Origin of the sequence: Pannonibacter sp. I15F10I1 (assembly GCF_900185665.1) — a bacterium.
Taxonomy (GTDB): Bacteria; Pseudomonadota; Alphaproteobacteria; order Rhizobiales; family Stappiaceae; genus Pannonibacter; species Pannonibacter indicus.
The window spans coordinates 192,697-215,093 of sequence record NZ_FYAN01000007.1 but is presented as its reverse complement, the minus strand read 5'-3'; the positions used below and the strand labels follow the sequence as shown (position 1 = coordinate 215,093).

Annotated in this window: 14 protein-coding genes and 1 tRNA gene; 13 read left to right on the top strand and 2 right to left on the bottom strand. The window is 62.0% G+C overall.

All coding sequences use genetic code 11. The features are described from left to right. Positions 1-59 precede the first annotated feature (59 nt). From IF10I1_RS05515 to IF10I1_RS05495, 5 genes are all read left to right on the top strand, one after another. Entirely contained in the window at positions 60-752 is a 693-nt protein-coding gene (locus IF10I1_RS05515) for an HAD hydrolase-like protein (protein WP_186393849.1), read from the top strand. 77 nt (positions 753-829) lie between these two features. Further along, positions 830-904, top strand: a tRNA-Val gene (locus IF10I1_RS05510). A 271-nt stretch (positions 905-1,175) separates the two neighbouring features. Beyond that, the gene (locus IF10I1_RS05505) at positions 1,176-2,537 is read left to right on the top strand and encodes a globin-coupled sensor protein (RefSeq protein ID WP_186393850.1); all 1,362 of its coding nucleotides are present in this window, start codon (positions 1,176-1,178) and stop codon (positions 2,535-2,537) included. A gap of 184 nt (positions 2,538-2,721) precedes the next feature. Then, the gene (locus IF10I1_RS05500) at positions 2,722-4,611 is read left to right on the top strand and encodes a lipopolysaccharide assembly protein LapB (RefSeq protein ID WP_186393851.1); all 1,890 of its coding nucleotides are present in this window, start codon (positions 2,722-2,724) and stop codon (positions 4,609-4,611) included. After that, positions 4,611-5,639 carry an N-acetylneuraminate synthase family protein gene (locus IF10I1_RS05495; RefSeq protein ID WP_186394038.1) on the top strand — a complete coding sequence of 343 codons (1,029 nt, stop codon included), beginning with the start codon at positions 4,611-4,613 and terminating at the stop codon, positions 5,637-5,639. The genes IF10I1_RS05500 and IF10I1_RS05495 overlap by 1 nt, the downstream gene beginning before the upstream one ends. Before the next feature lie 68 nt (positions 5,640-5,707). On the opposite strand, the gene IF10I1_RS05490 is transcribed toward IF10I1_RS05495, so the two are convergent. Then, a complete protein-coding gene (locus IF10I1_RS05490) occupies positions 5,708-6,520 on the bottom strand; it encodes a ferredoxin--NADP reductase (protein ID WP_186393852.1) in 813 nt (270 codons plus the stop codon). A gap of 328 nt (positions 6,521-6,848) precedes the next feature. Here IF10I1_RS05490 and IF10I1_RS05485 point away from each other — a divergent pair, with 328 nt between their 5' ends. From IF10I1_RS05485 to folD, 6 genes are all read left to right on the top strand, one after another. Further along, on the top strand, positions 6,849-7,895 hold the full coding sequence (locus IF10I1_RS05485) for a GlxA family transcriptional regulator (RefSeq protein WP_050471195.1): 1,047 nt from the start codon (positions 6,849-6,851) through the stop codon (positions 7,893-7,895). Positions 7,896-8,185: 290 nt separating this feature from the next. Continuing rightward, positions 8,186-8,671, top strand: a complete 486-nt coding sequence (locus IF10I1_RS05480; protein ID WP_119396615.1) for a molybdopterin-dependent oxidoreductase — start codon at positions 8,186-8,188, stop codon at positions 8,669-8,671. 32 nt (positions 8,672-8,703) lie between these two features. Next, positions 8,704-10,698, top strand: a complete 1,995-nt coding sequence (locus IF10I1_RS05475; RefSeq protein ID WP_094462085.1) for a bifunctional diguanylate cyclase/phosphodiesterase — start codon at positions 8,704-8,706, stop codon at positions 10,696-10,698. A gap of 87 nt (positions 10,699-10,785) precedes the next feature. Next, a complete protein-coding gene (locus IF10I1_RS05470) occupies positions 10,786-12,456 on the top strand; it encodes a formate--tetrahydrofolate ligase (protein WP_186393853.1) in 1,671 nt (556 codons plus the stop codon). 207 nt (positions 12,457-12,663) lie between these two features. Further along, a complete protein-coding gene (locus IF10I1_RS05465; RefSeq protein ID WP_371328555.1) occupies positions 12,664-13,872 on the top strand; it encodes an AGE family epimerase/isomerase in 1,209 nt (402 codons plus the stop codon). Between the two features lie 136 nt (positions 13,873-14,008). After that, positions 14,009-14,920 carry a bifunctional methylenetetrahydrofolate dehydrogenase/methenyltetrahydrofolate cyclohydrolase FolD gene (gene folD, locus IF10I1_RS05460; RefSeq protein WP_186393855.1) on the top strand — a complete coding sequence of 304 codons (912 nt, stop codon included), beginning with the start codon at positions 14,009-14,011 and terminating at the stop codon, positions 14,918-14,920. 283 nt (positions 14,921-15,203) lie between these two features. Here folD and IF10I1_RS05455 read toward each other — a convergent pair whose 3' ends face one another. Continuing rightward, entirely contained in the window at positions 15,204-15,599 is a 396-nt protein-coding gene (locus IF10I1_RS05455) for a type II toxin-antitoxin system PemK/MazF family toxin (RefSeq protein WP_186393856.1), read from the bottom strand. Between the two features lie 412 nt (positions 15,600-16,011). Between IF10I1_RS05455 and IF10I1_RS05450 the strand changes: the two genes are divergently transcribed. After that, positions 16,012-17,985: an autotransporter assembly complex family protein gene (locus IF10I1_RS05450; RefSeq protein ID WP_208977374.1), complete on the top strand. Its 1,974-nt coding sequence runs from the start codon at positions 16,012-16,014 to the stop codon at positions 17,983-17,985. Positions 17,986-17,991: 6 nt separating this feature from the next. After that, positions 17,992-22,341, top strand: a complete 4,350-nt coding sequence (locus IF10I1_RS05445) for a translocation/assembly module TamB domain-containing protein (RefSeq protein WP_186424388.1) — start codon at positions 17,992-17,994, stop codon at positions 22,339-22,341. Positions 22,342-22,397 lie beyond the last annotated feature (56 nt).

The following is a 22,397-nucleotide window of genomic DNA, read 5'->3' as shown; positions in this document are numbered from 1 at the left end:
GCTGCAAGTTGCAGAATGGGCAGAGAATCAGCTGCGGCATGTGACAGGGAGGCCCTTGCTTGGCCACGCTCGTATTTGACCTGGATGGAACACTGGCCGATACGGCGGAAGATCTGGCAGCTGCCCTCAATGCAGCGCTCGCAGACGCAGGATACGGACCAGTTCCGCTGGAACTGGCCCGGCCACAGGCCGGCAATGGTGCCGCTGCCCTGATCCGCCTCGGTCTCATGTTTCACGGCGCCGACCCAGCTGAAGCACCGCTGGACGCCATGCGGGCTGCTTTTCTGGACTATTATGAGGCCAATATCGCCGCGTTCAGCCGGCCCTATGATGATGTCCCCGAAACATTGGAGAAGCTCGCCGGCGGTGGCTGGAGGCTGGCAATCTGCACCAACAAGCCGGAGTATCTGGCTCGCAAGCTCCTCGACGAGCTGTCGCTGACCCGTCTCTTCGGCTCCATCGTGGGCGGCAACACATATCCACGGCCCAAGCCCGACTCCCTGCCCGTGCTCGGCGCCATACGGCGGGCCGGCGGAGAGCCCTGCAAGGCAATCATGATCGGCGATACGGCGACCGATATTGCTGCGGCCAGGGCCACGCAGATCCCGGTCATTGCCGTCGATTTCGGCTATGCCAGCGTGCCGGTTGCAGATCTCTGCCCCGACCGGGTCATCTCCTCTTTCAGGGATCTGTTGCCTGCGCTGGAAACACTGGGAGCTGCCGCCAGCCCCCCGCAACCGGGCTGTTCATAACGCCGAAATTCTTGGTCCATCCCCTCTTGCGCTGCCCCGCAGAATGTCATAGAAGCCGTCCCACGCTGCACAGCGGCGGGCGATTAGCTCAGCGGGAGAGCGTTCCGTTCACACCGGAAAGGTCGCAGGTTCAATCCCTGCATCGCCCACCATTTTTAAGTTTATATCCAAGTATTTACAATAAGAAGTTGAAGGCGCGCACTTGTGGGCGCCCTCACGTCAGAGGCCAGTTACTTTACTTATAGTAAAATATGGCGTGATGCACACTCGCATATTATCGATATTTACACCGACTGTGATTTTGGTCACCTTTCTTGATCTAAGTCAGACAAGATGCGATGTCATGTCAGCATCTGCACTTGAATTAACTCTTCTTTCAAAAGACTCGCTCTACCGTGACGGCAGCTCAATCGAGGATGCATCATGTTGTACAGTGACGAGGAAATGAGGGACCGTCTGAGCTTCGCAAGGATTGACGCGGAGACGAAGTCGACCCTTACGGAACTCTGGCCTTTCATCCAGAAAGCACTGCCCGCCGTGCTTAACGGCTTCTATTCCCACCTCAAGTCACAGCCGAAGATGGCGGCCCTTGTCGGAAATCGTGAGGACATGCTCAAGAAGGCCCAAGGTGGTCACTGGGCCAAGCTGTTCTCCGGCCGGTTTGACCGGGATTATTTCGAGAGCATAGACCGCATTGGCCGGGCCCATGTCCGCATCGGACTGGAGCCGAAGTGGTATATCGCAGGCTATCAGTATGTCCTGAACGAGCTGGTCAGCATCGTCCTGAAGAAGCACCGTTTCTCTCAGCGCAGGGCACTGACCGCCGTGCAGGCGCTCAACAAGGCAGTGCTGTTCGACCTGGATCTTGCCATTTCGACCTATCAGGACGTTCTGATGGAGCTGCAACAGGAACAGGAGCGGCAGATCAGCCACGCCATCGACACTTTCAAGGTCAAGGTGGACGCCACCATGACGGAGGTGAGCAACAGCGCTGAGAAGGTGACCCGCCAGGCCATCTCCCTGTCGGACATGTCCGTCTCTGCGACGGCGGAAGCCTCCGAAGCTGCACATTCCTCTGTCCAGACAACCAGCAATATCCAGACGATCGCCGCAGCGACGGAAGAACTGTCCAGTTCCATCGCCGAGATTTCACGCCAGGTCACCGGCGCCTCGGATGTGGCGCGCAGGGCGAATGGCGAGACGAACCGGACCTCTGCCGAAGTCGGGCGCCTGTCCGATTCGGCCCAGAAGATCGGTGACGTCATCAGCCTCATTCAGGCCATTGCAGAGCAGACCAACCTCCTCGCCCTCAACGCGACCATCGAGGCCGCCCGCGCTGGCGAAGCCGGACGCGGATTTGCGGTCGTGGCAGCCGAAGTGAAGGAACTGGCGAACCAGACCTCCAAGGCGACGGAAGAGATTTCGTCCCAGATCTCCGCCATCCAGTCGGCCACCCAGAACGCCGTGAAGTCGATCAATGCGATTTCCGACACGGTGAAGGAAGTCGACAACATGACGGCCACCATCGCCGCTGCGGTGGAGCAGCAGGGTGCGGCGACGCGCGAGATTTCGTCGAACATCCAGAGCGCAGCCTCCGGCTCCCAGTCTCTGGCCGGCAACGTTGACCGTGTGGCCGGCGCCATTGCCCAGACAGGCACCGCCGCCGCAGATTTCCAGGTGGCTGCCGATGGCCTCAAGAGCTGCTCGGCGCAGATCGGGGATGATGTGCGCCACTTCTTCGAGAACCTGCAGAAGATTGCAGCTGCGGCCAGCAAGGCGGCCTGAAGACTTCTCTTGAAAATCCACAGGCAGGCCCCCTGAGCCTGCCTGTTTGCGTCAAGCATTGGCCACTGCACTCTTTCCAAGGGCAAATCAGCGGCAGAACAGGCGAATGCGGACAGCTCACCCATTTCCGAGCTTTTCTTGCTAGACTTTGCGGAGTGATTCTCCGAAGTCAGCGGATGGACGAATGAGCTTCAAGCCGGCAAATGCCGCCACCACGACACTCGACACAATGCGCAAGGCCGTGGCCCTGCAGCAGGCCGGTGAAGTCGAGAAAGCGCAGCGGCTTTACAAAACCGTCCTGAAGAAGAACCCTTCGTCTCCGGATGCTAACCACCTTCTGGGTGTCTGCTACCGGCAGCTGGGCTTCCCCAAGCGGGCAGTGGAGTTCATCCGCAAGGCAATTTCCCTCGCCCCGGACCGCGCCCCCTATCATGCCAATCTGGCACGCGCGCTCTCTGACCTTGATGAAGAGAACCATGCCGATGTGCTGGCCGCAGCCGAACGGGCCGTGGCGCTGGACCCGCGGCTTGCCGAAGCGCAAAGCCTGCGTGCCGTGGCCATGACCAAACTGGACCGGGAGACTGAGGCAGAGGAAATCTTCAAGCAGATCATAGTCGACCACCCGGATTATGGCGACGCCTACCGCAACTATGGCATCCTGCTGCGCGATCAGAAGAAGTTCCATCAGGCCGTTGAGTTCTTCGACAAGGCAACCCGGCTAGAGGGAAGCAACATTGACTTGTGGGTCCAGCGAGCTCGCGCCCGGCTTGAGACACTGCAGTATGAGCAGTCAGAGGCAGAACTGGAACTGGCGCTGCAGCTCTTTCCGAACAACGGCGATCTCATGCATGAGATGGCGCGCCTATTATTCAATACAGGTAACGTTATTGCTGCAACGCCATATGCACAAGCGGCACATGAAGATGAGCCTCACAACATAGAACGCCTGTCCACGCTTGGTGTCATCCTTCAAGGGAGCGAGCGCTTTGACGAGGCGAGAAGGGTATTTGAAAAGGCCATTGCTTCAATCAAGAATCCTAGTCCTACGCTCCTATGGAACCTGTCATTCTCCTATCTTGGCCTGGGTGATCTGAAGCGCGGCTGGGCCCTCCACACGGCCGCAAACAGGCGCAACATCGGTAATGTGCTATCGCGGGAGTTTGATTGCCCCGAGTGGGACGGCGGCGACCTCTCAGGCAAAACCATCTTGGTCTGGCACGATCAGGGCGTTGGCGATGCGTATCGCTCTGCAACCATGCTTCCGGATCTTATTGCTGTTGCGGACCGGGTCATCGTTGAACTCCCGCAAAAGCTGGTAGAGCCATTCCAATACTCTTTTCCCAGCGTTTCTGTACGGACGGCAGAGTTTGACGGACTGACGCTCCGTCCCACGGCACATGATTATGACTGCCATATCTGCATCACAGACCTTGCCAAGTTCTTCAGGAATTCGTTTGACGATTTTGAGCGCGTGAAGCACCCGGTGTTCAGAACGAATGTCGAGCGGGCACGCGAGCTGTACAGCCGCATTCCAAATCCCGGCAAGAGGCCAGTCGTTGGCATATCCTGGAGGTCGCGCAATCTTCTGACAGTGCGCGCCAAGAACTATATGTCTGCGCCCGAGATAGCCCCTCTTCTGCGCATTCCCGGCATTACTTTTCTCAATCTGCAGTATGCATGTACCGACCGTGAGGTCGCTTTCCTGCAGCAAGGCGTGAAGGCGGACTTAGTTCATTTCGAAGATATCGATCAGATGAACAATATGACGGATGCTGCCGCCCTTGCCAGCTGCTGCGACCTCATCATTACAGTAAATACCAGTGTGGCAGATATCGCTGGCAGCTACGACATCCCATGCTGGAGCTATGGCCGGGAACTGGGCGGCTTTCTTCTCGGGAAGGAGTCTCCTCCCTGGTTCCCAAGAATGACCTATACCCGCAAGGTGCAGGACGTTCCGGCAGCTACGCTTCTGCCCGGCTTCATCGAACGCTTGACGCAATGGCGGGAAACATGGTCACCAGACGAGCGCCTCAAGCGTCTGGGCCTGATTGAACCTGAGAGCGAACCACAATGATGAAGATCTCACACAGAGACATTGGTCCCGCGCATCCTCCGCTGGTGATCGCCGAAATCGGCATCAACCACGGCGGCAGCCTGGATGTTGCCAAGGCGATGGTGCGCGCCGCAGCCCAGAGCGGCTGCGAGATGATCAAGCACCAGACGCATATCGTCGAAGACGAGATGACGGATGAAGCCAAGGAAATTTTCCCGCCCAATGCCGATGTCTCGATCTTCGAGGTGATGCGCCGCTGCGCCCTGCCACTGGAGGCGGAGAAGGAACTTAAGGCCTACACCGAAAGCCTCGGCCTCATCTACATCTCGACCCCGTTCTCGCGCGCGGCTGCCGATTTCCTCAACTCCATCGATGTGCCCGGCTTCAAGATCGGCAGCGGTGAATGCGATCACCTGCCGCTGATCCGGCACATCGCCGGCTTCGGCAAGCCGGTGATCATGAGCACGGGCATGCAGACGCTGGACAGCATCCGCCCTTCCGTGGAAATTCTGGACAAGGCCGGCATTGGCTATGCCTTGCTGGAATGCACGAACCTCTATCCCTCCCCGCCGGAGATCGTTTCCCTCAGGGGTGTGACGGATCTGAAGGCGGCATTTCCCAATGCAGTTGTCGGCTTCTCCGATCACAGCATCGGCCCGGAGATGGCGCTGGCGTCCGTGGCGCTGGGCGCCTGTATTCTGGAGCGGCATTTCACCGACACGCGCTACCGCAAGGGTCCGGATATTTCCTGTTCCATGGACCCGTCCGAACTGCGGTTTCTGATCGAGCGCTCCCGGGAGATCCACATCGCGCTTCACAACGAGAAAAAGCGCACGGCACCGGAAGAAGATGTCTACCGCTTCGCCCGCGGATCCGTTGTCGCAGACCGGGATCTGCCGGAAGGCCATGTGATCACCGAAGCCGATATCTGGGCGCGGCGGCCGGGCAATGGCGAGATCCCCGTCTCGCGGTTTGACGATGTCGTTGGTCGCAAGCTGACGCTTGCGGTCAAGCGCAATCAGCAACTGCGCTGGTCTGATTTTGGCTAAAGACACAAAGAGCCGGGCCTTCCGGACCGGCTCCTAAGTCCAGTTTCTGCAACAGCCAACGGGAAGCCTCAGCCCACAAACGCCCGTTCCACGACGAATTCGCCGGGTTTGTTGTTGGCGCCTTCGTTGAGGCCGGCCTTTTCGAGCAGGGCCTTGGTGTCGCGCAGCATTTCCATGGAGCCGCAGATCATGCCGCGGTCGATGGCCGGGTCCAGCGGCGAAACACCGAGATCCGTGAAGAGCTTGCCGCTCTCGATCAGATCGGTGATGCGGCCCTGGCGCGGGAAGTCCTCGCGGGTGACGGAGGTGTAATGCACCAGCTTCTCGCTGGCGAGTTCACCGATCAGCGGATCGTTCTTGGTTGCCTCGACCAGTTCCTCGCCGTAGCGCAGTTCTGCGACTTCACGGCAGGTGTGGGTCAGGATGACCTGATCGAACTTCTCGTAGGTTTCAGGATCACGGATCAGGCTGGCGAAGGGCGCAATGCCGGTGCCGGTGGAGAACATGTAGACGCGCTTGCCCGGCGTCAGGGCGTCGTTGACCAGCGTGCCGGTCGGCTTCTTCTTCAGAAGCAGCGCGTCGCCCGGCTGGATCTTCTGCAGATGCTGGGTCAGCGGGCCATCCGGCACCTTGATGGAGAAGAACTCCAATTCCTCATCCCAGGACGGGCTGGCAATGGAATAGGCCCGGTACAGGGGCTTGCCGTCGATCAGCAGGCCGATCATCACGAATTCGCCAGAGCGAAAACGGAATGCGGCAGGCCGCGTGGTGCGGAACTTGAACAGGCGGTCGGTGTAATGCTTGACCTCCGTCACTTCCTGCACGAAGGCGCTCGGGCCTGCGACAGCTTCCAGGTCGGCGGGTTTGGCAAGAACGTTCATGGCGGTCCAGTCATGTTACGCCGCGACACTTCACGTCGACGGCCAGTCCATTGGAACGGCCCGCACAAGCACATGAGAGAGAGTCGTCTCCTCACCGGCAAGGCACGAGCTATTGTGGCGTATCACCTACCACTTTCTTCGCCTTGATATGAAGCAACAACCGCCCAGGAAAACGCCTTCCGCATAAAAAAAAATCTATTCGCCCGGGCGTTTTAGGAACGGTTTCCGCAAGCCTCCGATTTCTCAGATTTTCATTGACAGGCAAACCAATGATAGCGCTCCATACTGGAAAATACATAATCTTCCAGAGTTAAGGGTGCCGCGTTCCATGTCCAATTCCGGTCCGCAGCCGCACAGGTCAGATCTCGATGGGCAGACCATTGCCCTCGTCCTCTTCGACCGGTTTTCGATGATTGCCTTCACCTCCGTCGTTGAACCGCTGCGCCTTGCCAACCGGGTTCTGGGGCGGGAGTTTTACCGCTGGCGCACTTACTCCCTGGATGGAGCGGCGGTCACCGCCTCGAATGGCTGTGAGATCAGCGTGAACCATAGCATCCGCGAACTGGAGGATGCGGATATCACCCTGCTGTGCAGCGGCATCGATGTGGAGCGGCTGCCCCTGGACAAGGAACTGGGCACACGGCTGCGGAAGCTGAATTCACGCGGGCGCACCTTCGGCGCCATCTGCACCGGCGCCTATCTGCTGGCCCGCTACGGCCTTCTGGAGGGGCGGCGCTGCACACTGCACTGGGAAAACCTGCGCTCCTTCCGCGAGGAATTTCCCGGCGTGGACGTGTCCTCCGACATTTTCGCCATTGACCGCAACTGCATCACCTGCGGCGGCGGCATGGCCTCACTGGACATGATGCTGCGGCTCATCGCCATCCGCCATGGGGCGGCACTGGCGCATGAGGTTGCCGAGGTGGCCCTCTACCAGAACATGCGCTCGGGCGAGAGCGCGCAGCGCCATGACATCGAGGCACGCACCGGCATCTCCAATGCCAAGATCCTCGAAGCCATCCGCATCATGGACATGCATATCGAGGATCCCCTCTCCTGCCAGCAACTGGCGATGACGGTGAACCTGTCACCCCGCCAGCTGGAGCGGCTGTTCCGGCGCCACTTCAACTGCACGCCGGGACAATACTATCTGAAGCTGCGCCTCGAGACGGCCCGCGACCTGTTGCGGCGCACCTCGCGTGCCGTGCTGGATGTGGCCATTGCCTGCGGCTTTGCCTCCACATCGCATTTCACCAAATGCTACCGGGAACGCTTCCTCGTCACCCCGACGGAAGAGCGCAACACCTATCAAGGCGGCAACCGGGCTTCGCGCAGCACGCGCATGCAGCTCCGGCAGGCAGCTGTGCCGGTCTGAATTCACCTGAAAGACCTGAGATCATGACAGCCGCGTCAGCCCCCAGGCTGGCGCGGCGCATTTCTCGTGATACGTGCATAATTTATCCAGGTACGCCAAATTTTACCATTTCCTTAGCGAATTGACCTATTACCAGCACTGCAGCCCCGGGAACGCGCTTCCCCTTTGGGAACGCACCCTTTGACGTTAGGTCACAAAAGGATAATTGCCTAAAATTTTACCGGTTTCCTTTACCCAGTCTTGGATGGGAAAAGGCTACTCTAATTTTATTCATATTGCGGAGAGTTCCGATGCGTCTCCTTACTGTCATTTTTGCCAGCGTTCTTTTTCTCATCTCATTTTTTCCAGCGGCATCAACAGCTTCCGGCGCCCCCACTATACTGACGATTGACGGAAAACTCCCCTCAGGCCCCATCGCCATGACAATGGATGAGATTGAGGCCTTGGGGCTGGAGAGCATGACAACGGTTACGCCCTGGCATGATGGTCCGGTAACGTTTGAAGGTGTTCCCTTTGCAAGGCTCATGGCCCATGCAGGCGTGAAAGATGGCACGGTCGAGGTGATGGCCCTCAACAGCTACTTCGTCCAGATGCCGTTTGACGACGTTGTTCAGGCGAAAGGCCTTCTGGCAACACGGCAGAACGGCAAGCATATGCCCGTGGCAGACAAAGGCCCTCTTTTTCTGATCTTCCCTTTCAGTGACAGGCCTGACCTCAAGACGGAAAGCTACTATTCGCGCGCGGTCTGGCAGATCCGCCAGATCACCATCAGGTAACAAGCCCTCCCCTCTTACTGGTGACTGTTGCCATGACGATATGGTTCCGGCGAATAACTGTTCTACTCTTCATTTGTCTGGCCGCTGCTGCCTTAATCCAGCCCTATATCACAGCAGCCAACCAGAGCGCCGTCATTCAGGCCAAGCGTTACGACATTGCCTGGACCGGCTTCAACGGCCGTCTGGAGGTTTCGACCCTGCGCGAGCTGGTCGCGCGCTATGCAGCGACGGGGGACAAGTCCGCCGCAAGCGAAGCGCAGCTCTACTATCAGATCATGATCGGCCGCATGAAAACCTGGAGCTCCGGACAGTTCCGGACCTTCCTGGAGCTGTCCGCCGAGCGGGTCGCGCGGTTCGAACAGCTGGCAGCAGATCTGGAGGCGCTTGAACCGCTGTTCGACCGGATCGAAGATCCCAGCGCACAGCTCGAAATCATCGACCGTATGGTTCCGGTCAAGGCCGCTGTCGACCGTATTGGCGGGGAAGCCTATAGCCTGAGCCTTGTCGAGGCAGACAAGATCCGGGAACGGATTCAGACCTCCATGACGGCAGGGCACTGGCTGACCTATGCCCTTCTTGCTGTCGGCGGGGTGCTTCTGGCCAGTCTTTTCCTGCAGAACAGAACGCTGGTGGCCGCCCGGGCCCAGGCGGAGCGTTCGGCAGCCGATCATGCCTTCGTTGCCCGCCACGATCAGCTTACCTCCCTGCCGAACCGCTTGGCCTTTCAGGACTTTTTCCGCGCTGAACTGCAGCGCAAGAGCAGCCGCCCGCTTGCCGTGCTCGCCATTGACCTTGACGGCTTCAAGACCGTCAATGACACGCTCGGCCATGCCGCAGGTGATGCCCTGCTGAACGGCGTCGGCCAGCGGCTCACCAGCATCGTCTCGCTCTGGGAAAATGCCATTGCAGCCCGTTTCGGCGGCGATGAGTTCCTCGTCCTGCTGCGCACGGAGAACGGGCTTCAGGATGCCCGCCAGAAGGCCGAGTTTCTGCTGAAGGCCCTGCGGGAGCCTTATCACATGAAACATGGCACCGTGCTGGTGGATGCCACGATAGGTCTTGCTGTCGATGGCCCCGGGCTTCAGGACCGGACACAGCTCCCCGACAACGCCGATCTTGCCCTCAGCCTTGCCAAGGGCCGGGCCAAGGGAATCGTGCAACTGTTCGATGCCGGCATGCGGGCCAACCTGTCCCGGCGGCGGCAAATCGAAGCCGATCTGCATCCGGCGATCATGGCCGGCGATATTCTCCCCTTTTACCAGCCGCAGGTGGAACTTGGCACCGGACGCATCATCGGCGTGGAGGCCTTGGCCCGCTGGACCCACCCTCAGCTGGGGCGCATCGGACCGGATGAATTCGTGCCGATAGCCGAAGGCTCAGGCAAGGTTGTCGACATGGGCCGCTCCATTCTGCAGCAGGCCTGTTCGGATGCCGCCCGCGTTCTGGGTACGCTGCCTGTGTCGGTCAATCTCTCCGTGGCCCAGATCCTGCGCGATGACCTGCTCGAGACCGTGCGCCAGATCCTGCTCGACACCGGCCTTGCACCAGGGCGGCTGCGGCTGGAAGTGACCGAATCCATTCTGATGAGTGACACGGCACGCTGCATCTCGACGCTCAACAGACTGAAGCAGCTTGGCGTGACGATAGCCCTGGACGATTTCGGCACCGGCTATTCGTCCCTCTCCTATCTGCGCCAGTTCGACTGGGACGAGCTGAAAGTCGACCGCAGCTTCGTGCGGTCCCTGTCTTCGGACCCGCAGAGCAAGTCGATCATCGAAGCCGTAGTCAGCCTGGCACGTGACTTGAACATTGCGGTGACCGTGGAAGGCGTAGAGACGCTGGAGCAGCAGGCGCTGCTGCAGAAGGCCGGATGCTCCAAGGGACAGGGCTATCTGTTCGGGGCAGCCGTGCCGCTGGAAGCGCTCGCTGCCAAGATCATGGATCAGGCTGGCGGGCACGGGCTTTTGACCCAGGATCCAAGCGGCAGAAGCCGGTTTACTGTCATTGACACCCAGGCCAGCTCCTGACCTGAAAAAACAAGAATTCTCTCCCCCGCAAGCCCCCGGCAGGCTACCAAGGTGAGAAAGCACCAGACTGATTCCAGGGGAGCATACATGGCGAGCGACATTGAGATCGCGCGGGCAGCACACTTGCTGCCGATGAGAGATATTGCTGCGAAGCTCGCCATTCCGGAAGAGGCACTTGAGCCCTTTGGCAAGACCAAGGCCAAGGTCTCCGGCGAATTCATCGCCAATGTGCAGAGCCGCCCGAAGGGCCGGCTCATCCTCGTCACCGCCATCAACCCGACGCCGGCCGGCGAAGGCAAGACGACGACAACCGTCGGCCTCGGCGACGGCCTGTCCCGTATCGGCAAGAAGACCGCGATCTGCCTGCGCGAGCCTTCGCTCGGCCCCTGCTTTGGCGTCAAGGGGGGAGCAGCCGGCGGCGGCAAGGCGCAGGTGGTGCCGATGGAGGACATCAACCTTCATTTCACCGGCGATTTCCACGCCATCACCTCGGCCCACAACCTGCTGGCGGCGCTGATCGACAACCACCTGCACTGGGGCAACGCGCTGGGACTGGACCCGCAGCGCATAGCCTTCCGCCGTGTGATGGACATGAACGACCGGGCCATGCGCGCCATCGTCACCGGTCTGGGCGGACGGGCCAATGGCACAACGCGGGAAGCAGGCTTCGACATCACCGTTGCCTCGGAAGTGATGGCGATCCTCTGTCTTGCGACGGATCTTGACGACCTGCAACGCCGTCTTGGCGATATCGTGGTTGGCACCCGCACGGACCGCAGCCCGGTAACGGCGCGCGATCTGGGCGCCGACGGCGCCATGACTGTGCTGCTGCGTCAGGCCTTCCAGCCCAATCTGGTGCAGACGCTGGAGCACACGCCCGCCTTTGTCCACGGCGGCCCCTTCGCCAATATCGCCCATGGCTGCAACTCCGTTGTGGCGACACAGACGGCCCTGCGGCTGGCTGACTATGTGGTGACAGAGGCAGGCTTCGGCGCGGATCTTGGGGCGGAAAAGTTCTTCGACATCAAGTGCCGCAAGGCGGAACTTGAGCCGGCTGCCGTGGTTCTCGTTGCAACAGTCCGTGCCCTCAAGATGAACGGCGGCATCGCCAAGGCCGATCTTGGCCATGAGAATGTGGCCGCTGTCGAGGCCGGCCTGTGCAATCTCGGCCGCCACATCGAGAACCTGCGCCAGTTCGGCGTTCCGGTTGTCGTGGCCCTCAACCACTTCACCTCGGACACGGATGCGGAGATTGCCGCCATTACCGCCTATTGCCGCAATCTCGGCGTCGAGGCCATTCTGGCGACCCACTGGGCCGAAGGCTCGAAGGGCACGGAAGCTCTCGCCAACAAGGTGGTTGAACTGGCGGAAGGCGGCAGCGCCCGCTTTGCACCGATCTACCCGGACGAAATGCCCCTGACGGACAAGATCGAAACCGTGGCCCGGAAGATCTACCGTGCAGGCTCGATCTCCTTTGACCCCGCCGCCCGCCGCCAGCTGGAGCGCTGGCAGGAGAGCGGATACGGCCATCTGCCGGTCTGCATGGCCAAGACCCAATATTCCTTCTCCGCCAACCCCGCCCTGCTGGGCGCACCGGAAGGGCACACCCTGCCGGTGCGCGAAGTGCGGCTGTCGGCAGGTGCCGGGTTCATCGTTGCCATCTGCGGCGACATCATGACCATGCCCGGCCTGCCCCGCCATCCGGCGGCACTCGACATTCACCTGAATGCGGACGGTCAGGTAGAGGGTCTGTTCTGAGGCGCAGGAGGGATACGCGTTCTCCAGATACGCCAGACCGGTTGCGGATGGATGCACCTTTTCAAGCCTCCGCAAATCAGACAATAACTATGTCCGCTTGTCTGACATCAAGGTTCCGCTGCGGCCTGTCCATGCGGCAGAGGCTGTGCTAGTAGAACTACTGAGAACCGCCGTATGCTGCCGCGCCGCAGAGAACTGGATTGTGCTGTGATATCATCCGCTTCTACGTCTCCGGCACTCGCCGCCATCAAAGATCTCGATCTGCGCCTGAGAACCTGGCTCTGCGGCGCTGCGCTGCCGCTTTGGCTGAAGGCCGGGTTTGATGCGCAGACAGGACGCTTTGCCGAGACCCTGTCCATCGATGAAGCCCTGGCGCCCGGGAGCGGCATGGTGCGCGCACGTGTTGCCCCGCGGCAGATCTACAGCCTGATCGAGGGCACAAGGCTGGGGTTCAAGGACCCTGAAGCGCTCAACATGGCGGCGAAGGGTATGGCGTACTTTCGCGACACCTATCTTGACGAGCGCGATCTTGTGATCAACGCCGTAAGCATCGACGCAAAGACGCGCGACACGGCGTTTGATCTCTACAATCAGGCCTTTGCACTTTTTGGGCTCGCCACTGCAGCCATTGCCTTTCCGGCGCGGACGGCGGATCTGCTGGCACGGGCCGACAGAACCCTTCTGCAGCTCTTGAGAGAATACGCCCACCCGGCGGGCGGTTTTCACGAGGCCAATCCACCGCGCGCGCCGCTCTGCTCCAACCCGCACATGCACATGCTGGAGGCATGCCTTGCCATGGAAGACGCGGGCGGCGGCATGCGCTGGCGGGATCTGGCGGACCAGATCGCAACTCTTGCCCTCACCCGCTTCGTAGATCCGGCGTCCGGTGCCCTGCATGAGTTTTTCACGCTCGACTGGTCGCTGCCCGAAGACCCGGCGAAGCAGGCGGTGGAGCCTGGTCATCAGTTTGAATGGGCCTGGCTGCTGCTGACCTGGGCAAGGCGGCGCGGCCGGACGGCGGAAGTGCTGCCAGTTGCTGTCCGGCTTGTGGAGATTGGCGAGACCTGCGGCGTGGATCCGGCTCGGGACGCCGCCTTCATGTCCCTCAATGCAGACCTGAGCCCACGCGACACAATGGCCCGCCTCTGGGGCCAGACGGAGTGGCTGAAGGCGGGCATTGCACTGGCCGAAACACTGGCCGAAACACCGAATGGAGAGAAGCGGGAAGAAGCGCTGGTATCCATCCTGCGGGCTGGCAAGGCACTGGAGACCTATCTCGACGTTCCCTTGCGCGGGTTGTGGCGTGACAAGTGGCGCGCGGACGGCAGTTTCGTGGACGAGCCTGCACCGGCAAGTTCGCTCTATCACATCGTCTGCGCCATCTCCTGTCTTGCCGCTTTCGCCCGCACGTTCTGAAGCCGTTCAAAAGCGGCGGCGGAAAGACACGGAAACCGGCCTGAAACCTCTTTTCAGCGCGGGCCTTGCTGCCTATGGTGCGCGCAAAATCAGCCAGCCGGTGCGCCTCCCGCGCCGCTTGTGAAAGACGTGACCCATGAGCAAGGCAAACCTCATTGACGGCAAGACGGTTGCCGCCTCCGTGCGCAGCGAAATTACGGCCCGTGCCGCACGGCTTCTGGCCGAAACCGGCAAGCGGCCGGGGCTGGCGGTGGTGCTCGTGGGGGAGGATCCGGCCAGCCAGGTCTATGTGCGCAACAAGGACCGGGCGGCGGAAGCCTGCGGCTTTCACTCGGTCAAGCACACCTTGGCCGCAGACACGTCCGAGGCCAGCCTGCTGGCGCTGGTGACGCAGCTCAACGAAGACGATGCCATTCACGGCATTCTGGTGCAGTTGCCCCTGCCCGGCCATATCGATGAGACCAAGGTGCTGCGCCTGATCCGCCCGGAGAAGGATGTGGACGGTTTCCACCCGGTCAATGTGGGCCTCCTGGCAACCGGTGCCCGTGACACGGCGCTTGTGCCCTGCACGCCGGCTGGCAGCCTCGTGCTGCTGAAGCGCACGCTCCAGACACCGCTCGCCGGCCTCAATGCGGTTGTCATCGGCCGCTCCAACATCGTCGGCAAACCGATGGCCGCGCTGCTGCTCGCCGAAAGCTGCACCGTGACCATTGCTCACAGCCGCACGAAGGACCTTCCCGAAGTGGTGCGCGGCGCCGATATCGTCGTCGCCGCCGTCGGCCGCCCGGAAATGGTGCGCGGCAGCTGGATCAAGCCCGGCGCAACCGTGATCGACGTGGGCATCAACCGCGTGCCCGATCCGGCGAAGGGCGAAGGCGCAACAAAGCTCGTGGGAGACGTTGCCTTCGCAGAAGCTGCCGAAGTGGCAGGCGCCATCACGCCCGTGCCCGGCGGCGTCGGCCCGATGACCATCGCCATGCTGATGGCCAACACCCTCACCGCCGCCCGCCGCCAGCTTGGCGTGGCACCAGAGCCGGAGCTGTTCTGAACAGACATTTGCCGGTTCAGCCCACGTTCTTGTCCGGGCTGGGCATTGGGATTTCTGGAAAGAACTTGCAAAACGGAACATCAGAAAGACCAAAGCCACCCGTGAGGGTGGCTTGGCTTATATGTCCCTGAAACAGGGAGACGGTGACGCGTTCCCACGCCCCGCATATGATCTGAAGATACCGGCATGGTGTCTTTCTGTCAAGAATCGGTGGCCCTTCAGCAGCCCTGCGGCCAACGCGCTTGACCAACTCTCGATGAAACAATCCAATTGAGAATTGGTATTAGCGCCAGCCGGCCAGAAGCGAATGCATCAGTTCAAGAATGGGGGCCAGCTCGGCAGTCTCAAGCCGGGGAGGCTTTGCATGAATAAAATCAAGGCGTGACGTTGCAACTGTCATGACATGATCGCAGACAACCCAGCAGCGCTTCCCATTGATCTTGTCACTGGCGCCTTGCGAAAGTTCAATGCTGTTTTCATAATTCTCGTTGTCCTGATCTGTTGTGATGGGAAGTATCATCACCTTTCCATGCAAGGTATTTTTCCTTGAGACGATAACGGCCGGCCGCTTCTTCCAGAACTCCGGAATATGAATGTGCTCCTCTGGGTGCAGACTGCACCAGTACAAGCTGCCGACCTTCGGAGCAGCCTTGATCTTCACAGGATACTTGATAGCCAATCTTTCTGCCCCATTCCCCTATTGCGGCATCATGATGTCTAAACCGGTAACTGCATACAGAAAAAATACACCTTACACCAAGGCGCTGAGATGCTGACGCATCACGCCTTGAAATTGCTCAAGCGCCGCCAGCTTGGCGTGGCACCGGAGCCGGAGCTGTTCTGAGGTTTCCGATGTTTTCCCTGCCCTGCGGAAGGCTTGCCAGGGTGGTCTCAATCTTTGGAAACTATTGACACTTCTGCGTCAGACTGACACCGGGGATTGGGGTATCTCCGGGCTCCCGTATGGTTAGCAAGAGGCTCGCCAACGGCGCCCGGCCGTGCCATACAGGGGCATGACGCTGCGCTTCGCGCGAGGATATGGGACACGCCGGGAAACAGACCGGCATGAGGTTTGGGACGGTAGCAAGTTGATGCGTCTTCCGTCAGAAGACAGGCTCGGGCCGGATTTCCGGCTCCGCAGCACCACCGCTGCGCCGGCCGCCCGGCAGGTGATGTTGCCGCGTGCTCTCCGGCGGCCTGCGGCATGCCTTGCCGTGGCCCTTGTTCTGTCCGCATCACCGCTGGCCACTCCTGTGGCCGCTTTCGAACTGTTTGGCGTGCGCCTGTGGGGCAGCAGCGAAACGGTGGCGCCCGATGCCCTGCCCTATGAGGCCGAACTGAACCTCTCCGGCGGATCGGATGACCTGGAGGACCAGCTGGAATCAGCCTCCGTTCTGATATCCGAGATGAGCTCTCCGCCCTCCGGCAGCGACGGTTTGATCGCACGCGCCCTCAATGATTTCGACAGGCTGGTGGCTCAGCTCTATCTGCAAGGCTTCTACGGCGGCACCGTCAACATCCAGCTTGGCGGGCAGCCCCTGCAGAGCGTGCTGGAGCGGGGAGAAATTCCAGGTCCGCGCCCCGTGCAGGTGTCGGTCAACGTGACGGCAGGACCGCTGTTCACCTTCGGCAACCTTCAGGTTTCCGCCGGTGCACCGGGTGTTCCCGACAGCCCTCAGACCTGGGGCCTTGTGCCTGGCGAAACGGCCAACTCCGCCAAGATCGTTGCCGCCGAACGGCAGATCGTCAATGCGCTGCACCAGAATGGCTACCCCAAGGCCCGGATCGCGAACCGCGACATCACCGCCGACCATGCCACCGGACGGCTGGACGTAGAACTGACGGCCGAGGCTGGCCCGGCGGCCACTTTCGGCACGGTGACCGTGGAGGGGACAAACGTCACCGATGCGGCGTTTGTTGCGGAAATGGCCAATATCCCCGAGGGGGAACGCTATGATCCGGAGGTCCTGGCCAAGGCGCAGAAGCGGCTGAATGATCTCGGCATCTTCGCTTCGGTCAGCATGGTGGAGGGCGAGGTTGCCGGAGCCGATGGCAGGATGCCCATCACCATTCAGGTGGCGGAGCGCAAGCGCCATGTGCTGGGCGCCGGCGCCACATGGTCCAGTTCCGAAGGCGGCGGCGTCGAGGCCTATTGGCGGCGGCGCAATCTCTTCGGCAAGGGCGAGTTGCTGAGCGTTGAAGGATCCGTCGGCCGGCTTGGCAACCAGGCGGCCAAGGACATGGAATATGCGGCACGGATCGCCTTCGAGAAGCCCGGCGTCTTCGGGCCGCTGACGAGCTTCTCCACAAGCCTCGGTGCCAAGCAGGAAACGCCGGATGCCTATACCAGCCGGTCGGTCTCGGGCGATGCCTATCTGAGGCGCACTTTCTCGGACCAGCTGTCTGGCCGGGTGGGTGCGCAGGTCAGCTTCATTGACGAGACGGATGCCTTCGGCAACCGCACGTATCTTCTCGCCGGCATCCCGGCGGAACTGACCTATGACACCCGCGACGATGTGTTCAACCCGTCGCGCGGGCTGCTGGCGGTCGCCTTTGCAGAACCAGCCTATGACATCCGCAATGGCAACGGCATGATGTTCATGAAGGGCTCCTTCTCCACTTATGCCGCGCTGGATGATGCCAAACGCTTCATCCTTGCCGGACGTGTGGCGGCAGGCAGCATCGTGGCGCCGGGCGTCGATGATGTGCCGGCAAGCCGCAGGTTCTTTGCAGGTGGCGGCGGCTCGATCCGCGGCTATGCCTACCGCAACACCGGCCCGCGCCGGAACGGGCAGGTCACCGGCGGGCGGGGCATGGTGGAACTCTCCGGCGAGGTGCGCGTTCGCATCACGGAGAGCTTCGGCGTCGTCGGCTTTGTCGATGCAGGCAATACCTACAGCGCCATCGCCCCGGACCTTTCCCGCCCCTTCAAGATCGGCGTGGGCGGCGGCATCCGCTATTTCACGCCGATCGGCCCCTTGCGGCTGGATGTGGCGGTCCCACTTTCGCCGGAAAAAGATGATCCGAAGTTCGGAATCTATCTTGGACTGAGCCAGGCATTCTAAAGGCCCATGACCGCAACACGACGCATCCTGAAGGGTCTTGGCATTGCCGCCCTGACGACGACGGCTCTGACCGGCCTTGCGCTGGCACTGCTGCCGACGCCCCTTGGCGAGGCTGCGGCCGAGCGGCTGGCCAACCGTTTTCTGGATACCGCAGACGGCGGTGCACGGCTGTCAGGCCTGACCATCGGCTGGAATGGCAACATCGGGCTCGACAGGCTGGAACTGACGGATCCTGTTGGCACTTATGGTGAAATTGAAAATCTCAGCATCGTCTGGAGCCCGTTGGCCCTGTTCGGGCTTTCGCTGAACATCGACAGTGTGAGCGCACAGCGCGTGGCGCTGCCGCGCCGCCCTGCACTGCCGGAGACGGCCAGCAATGACCAGCAGGACGGCTTCAAGCCGCCTTTGCGCCGGATCACGCTTGGGCGTCTCAACATCGCCGAGGCCGACCTTGGTGAAGATGTTGCAGGCGCCCCGATGCGCTTTTCCGTCAGGGGGCAGGCATCGGCCTCGGGACCAGCTGATTCGGTCAATGCTTCCCTCAACATCGAGCGGACCGACGGCATCCGAGGCGTGATTTCGGGCCAGCTTGCCTATGTTTCCCAGTCCGGCGCCCTCACCCTGTCCCTGAGGGCAAGCGAGCCGCGCGGCGGGCTTGTCGCGCGGCTTGCCGGGATCGAGGGTCTTCCTGCGGTTGACCTCAACCTCGATGGCTCCGGCCCATTGGACAACTGGGCCGCCAATCTGGCCGTTGCACTGGATGGCCGGCGCACTGTCACCGGGGCCGCACAGCTGGCCCGTACCGCTGCCGGGAGAGAGCTGAAGCTGGCTTTGACCGGGCAGCTGGAGCCGCTGGTGCCACCGGCTGCCTCGGCGCTGGCGGCAGGCGACACGCAGGCTGATCTCAGCCTGATGATGTCGCAGGACTACAAGCCCCTGTCGGCTTCGCTTGCCGTGACCACCCGCACCCTGCAGGCCAATGCCAGCGGCAGCCTCGACCCCGTGTCAGGGGCCCTTTCGGCAAAAACGGATGCACGGATTGCCGCAGGCGGGGATGCGCTTCTGGCTCTGGAAGCTGACGGCCAGCGCTACATCATGCAGGCCCTGTCGCTGACAGGAAATATTTCGGGCTCCCTCGCCAAGGCGGATTGGAACCTCAATCTGCAGGGAGACCGCCTGTCGGCGCCGCAAGGGGCACTGGAGCGGCTGCAACTGTCCGCAACCGGTATCGGCGCCGAACTCAAGAATGACTTCCGCCTGCCCTTCTCTGCCCGGCTCACTCTGGGCGGGCTGCAACCGGCAGACGCCAGTCTCTCCAGTCTGGCAGGCGACTCCAGCCTGGAAATCGTCGGCCAGCTTCTCGGCAACCAGAAGCAGGTGTCCATTGGCCGCGGCATCCTGAGCGCTCCGGGCGTGCAGATGCGCCTGCAGGAAGGCGTGATCGCCCACTCGAACGCACGGCTTGCCGCAGAACTGACCCTTGCTGACCTTTCCCGCTTCTCGGGCATGACCGGCCTTGAAACCTCCGGGGCGCTGGCCATGAACATGGTGGTGGAGGGCAATCCCTCCCAGCAGGCGGGCTCCATCCGCGCCTCGATAGCCGGAACGAATGTCGCCACCGGTCTCGAACAGGTGGACAGGCTGCTGGCCGGCGCGCTGGAAGGACAGCTGGAAGCCGGCATCAACAGCAGCGGGGAGATTGCCTTCCGGCGGTTTGCGCTTGGCACCTCTGCACTGAAACTGGATGGAACCGGGAAACTCGGCACAGGCGGAACCACCCCAACTGTCCACGGTGAGGTGAAGGCGGTGCTGACGCGGGTGGACGAGATCGACCCGCGGCTGACAGGTGCGCTGGAGGCGTCCGTGAGGGCGAATGGCCCCCTGTCCGGTCCGGACGTAAGCCTCAGCGCGAAATCCGCGCAGCTGACGCTTGCAGGCACGCCTCTGACGGATCTGATGCTGGAGCTGGACGGCAAGGCCGATGCAGCGGCCCCGGCAGGTGCTCTGCGCCTCAGCGGCAGCCTCAACGGCGCGCCGCTGACCGCCCGTGCCGATGTCAGTTCCTCGCAAGGCGCAGCCGAGGTCCGGAATATCTCTTTCGTCGCGGGGCGCAACGAACTCAATGGCGCCTTGAGCGTTGCAAGCCTCACCCGTGCCCTCGAAACCCTGACGGGCGAGCTTGTCTTCAAGGGCGCGGCGCTTGAGGACCTGTCGCCGCTGCTGCTGACGCCGGTCTCGGGCACGCTGGATGCAACGGCGCGCATTTCCGCCAATCAGAGCGGCCCGCAAGTCAGCCTGACGGCCAGCGGGCGCAACGTGGCCTATCAGGACAACCGCGTCGGCACGCTTGCCATCAATGGCGAAGTTTTTGATCTCCTCAGTGTGCCGCAGGCGCGCGGCAAGCTGGAGGCCCGCCAGATCATGGCCGGTGCAACCGCCGCCGAGAGCCTTACCCTTTCTGCTGAAAGCGATGGCACGCGCACGGGCTTCACACTCGACACCCGCCTTCAGGGTGCCGATGGCGTGTCGGCCACCGGCACCCTGACGGCCACAGCGGCCGGTTTCGATCTTGCGCTGGAACGGCTTCAGGGCAGCTACAGCGGCTTGAAGACCACCCTCGCCCGCCCGGCCCGGCTGACCTATGAGGGCGCCGTGGCGCGGATCGAGCCGCTGCAGCTGGCGCTCGGCAGCGGGCGGCTGGACATTTCCGGCACGGCGGGCGACAGGCTCGACATCAAGGCGGCGCTGGCCGATGTGCCGCTGGCGCTCGGCAATGCCTTTGCGCCCGGTTACGGCCTCGGCGGCACGTTAAGCGGTACGGCCACGGTCACGGGTGCGGCCTCCGCGCCGCAAGCGTCGTGGAACCTCTCCGGGCGGGGACTGACCGCATCCCTGCTGACGCAGAACGGCATCACCTCGCTTGGGCTGGACAGCACCGGCGCCTATTCCGGCAACCGCATCACCCAGACCACCCGCATCACCGGCGCGGACGGACTGGCGCTGACGGCGGAAGGCCCGGTCAATCTGGCCGGGGCAGGCGCACTCGATATCGGCGTCAACGGTTCGGTGCCGCTGGGCCTTGCCCGCGTGCGCCTGACGGAAATGGGCTACCGGGGCGCAGGCACGCTGGCCGTCAGCGGCCGGATCAGCGGGCCGCTGACCAATCCGGCGGTCAATCTTCAGATGCAGCCGCAGGGGCTGGAACTGACGGAGCTGGCCACCGGCCTCACCTTGCGCGATTTCGCCGGCTCCATCGGCGTCACGCGCGAGCAGATCACCATCTCCAGCCTCAACGCCGCAATTTCGGCAGGCGGCCGGGTTTCCGCCAATGGCACGGTCGGACTTGGTGAGGGACTTCCGGCGGAGCTGGCCATTCAGGCTGTGAATGCGCGCTACAGCGACGGGCGTGTGGTGACGGCGGACCTGAACGCTGACCTCAGGCTCTCCGGCCCTCTGGCAGGGACCGGTACGGGCGGACGGCTGAGCGGAACCGTCAACATCAGCACCGCCAACATCAACATTCCGCAGAGCCTGCCGGGTGCCCTGTCGCCCCTCGCCGTGCGGCATGTGAATGCGCCCAAGCCGGTTCGGGAACAGATTGCAGAGCTGCAGGCCGAAGGCGGCAGCAGCGGCGGACAGCAGAGTTCCGCCTCCGCCCCGATCGGGCTCGACATCACCCTGTCCGCGCCCTCCCGCGTGTTCGTGCGCGGACGCGGTGTGGATGCGGAACTGGGCGGCACGCTGCGGCTGACCGGAACGACTGCCAATCCGCAGGCCCTTGGCGGCTTCACCCTGCGCCGTGGCCTGCTCGACATCCTGACGCGGCGGCTGACCTTCTCGCGCGGCTCCATCGGCTTCACAGGCTCGCTGACGCCAAACCTGGACTTCCTGGCGGCAACGTCAGCCAGCTCGACCTCGATCAACGTGACGGTGACGGGCAGCGCGGCGGATCCGGTGATCGACCTCACCTCAAGCCCCGCCCTGCCGCAGGACGAGATTCTGGCTCAGCTGCTGTTCGACCGCTCGGTGACCAACCTGTCGCCCACCCAGATCGCCCAGCTGGCCGCTGCCGTGACGTCGCTCACCGGTGGCAGTGACACCGGGCCGCTGTCACAGCTGCGCAAGTCTCTCGGGCTGGATGCGGTGGATGTGAACCTTGGCGGCGCCGATGGGCCCTCGCTCTCCGCAGGGCGCTACATCAACGAGAATATCTATCTGGGGGTGGAACAGGGAACTTCCGCCAATTCCAGCCGGGTGAAGGTGGACATCGACCTCAACCGCAACCTCAAGGCTCGCGGTGAAGTGGGGGCCGACGGTTCGTCAAAGGCCGGTATCTTCTACGAAAAGGAATATTGAGGCGAAGGGGCCGCAGGCCAGCTCCGCCTCTCCCTGTCCATTCAGTCAGGTCTGCG

What these genes read in the sequence shown, in the direction of transcription:
- IF10I1_RS05475 (WP_094462085.1), top strand. Translation starts at nt 8,704, where the DNA reads ATGACGATATGGTTCCGGCGAATAACTGTTCTACTCTTCATTTGTCTG.
- IF10I1_RS05450 (WP_208977374.1), top strand. Translation starts at nt 16,012, where the DNA reads ATGCGTCTTCCGTCAGAAGACAGGCTCGGGCCGGATTTCCGGCTCCGC.
- IF10I1_RS05445 (WP_186424388.1), top strand. Translation starts at nt 17,992, where the DNA reads ATGACCGCAACACGACGCATCCTGAAGGGTCTTGGCATTGCCGCCCTG.
- IF10I1_RS05495 (WP_186394038.1), top strand. Translation starts at nt 4,611, where the DNA reads ATGAAGATCTCACACAGAGACATTGGTCCCGCGCATCCTCCGCTGGTG.
- IF10I1_RS05485 (WP_050471195.1), top strand. Translation starts at nt 6,849, where the DNA reads ATGTCCAATTCCGGTCCGCAGCCGCACAGGTCAGATCTCGATGGGCAG.
- IF10I1_RS05480 (WP_119396615.1), top strand. Translation starts at nt 8,186, where the DNA reads ATGCGTCTCCTTACTGTCATTTTTGCCAGCGTTCTTTTTCTCATCTCA.
- folD (WP_186393855.1), top strand. Translation starts at nt 14,009, where the DNA reads ATGAGCAAGGCAAACCTCATTGACGGCAAGACGGTTGCCGCCTCCGTG.
- IF10I1_RS05490 (WP_186393852.1), bottom strand. Translation starts at nt 6,520, where the DNA reads ATGAACGTTCTTGCCAAACCCGCCGACCTGGAAGCTGTCGCAGGCCCG.
- IF10I1_RS05500 (WP_186393851.1), top strand. Translation starts at nt 2,722, where the DNA reads ATGAGCTTCAAGCCGGCAAATGCCGCCACCACGACACTCGACACAATG.
- IF10I1_RS05505 (WP_186393850.1), top strand. Translation starts at nt 1,176, where the DNA reads ATGTTGTACAGTGACGAGGAAATGAGGGACCGTCTGAGCTTCGCAAGG.
- IF10I1_RS05470 (WP_186393853.1), top strand. Translation starts at nt 10,786, where the DNA reads ATGGCGAGCGACATTGAGATCGCGCGGGCAGCACACTTGCTGCCGATG.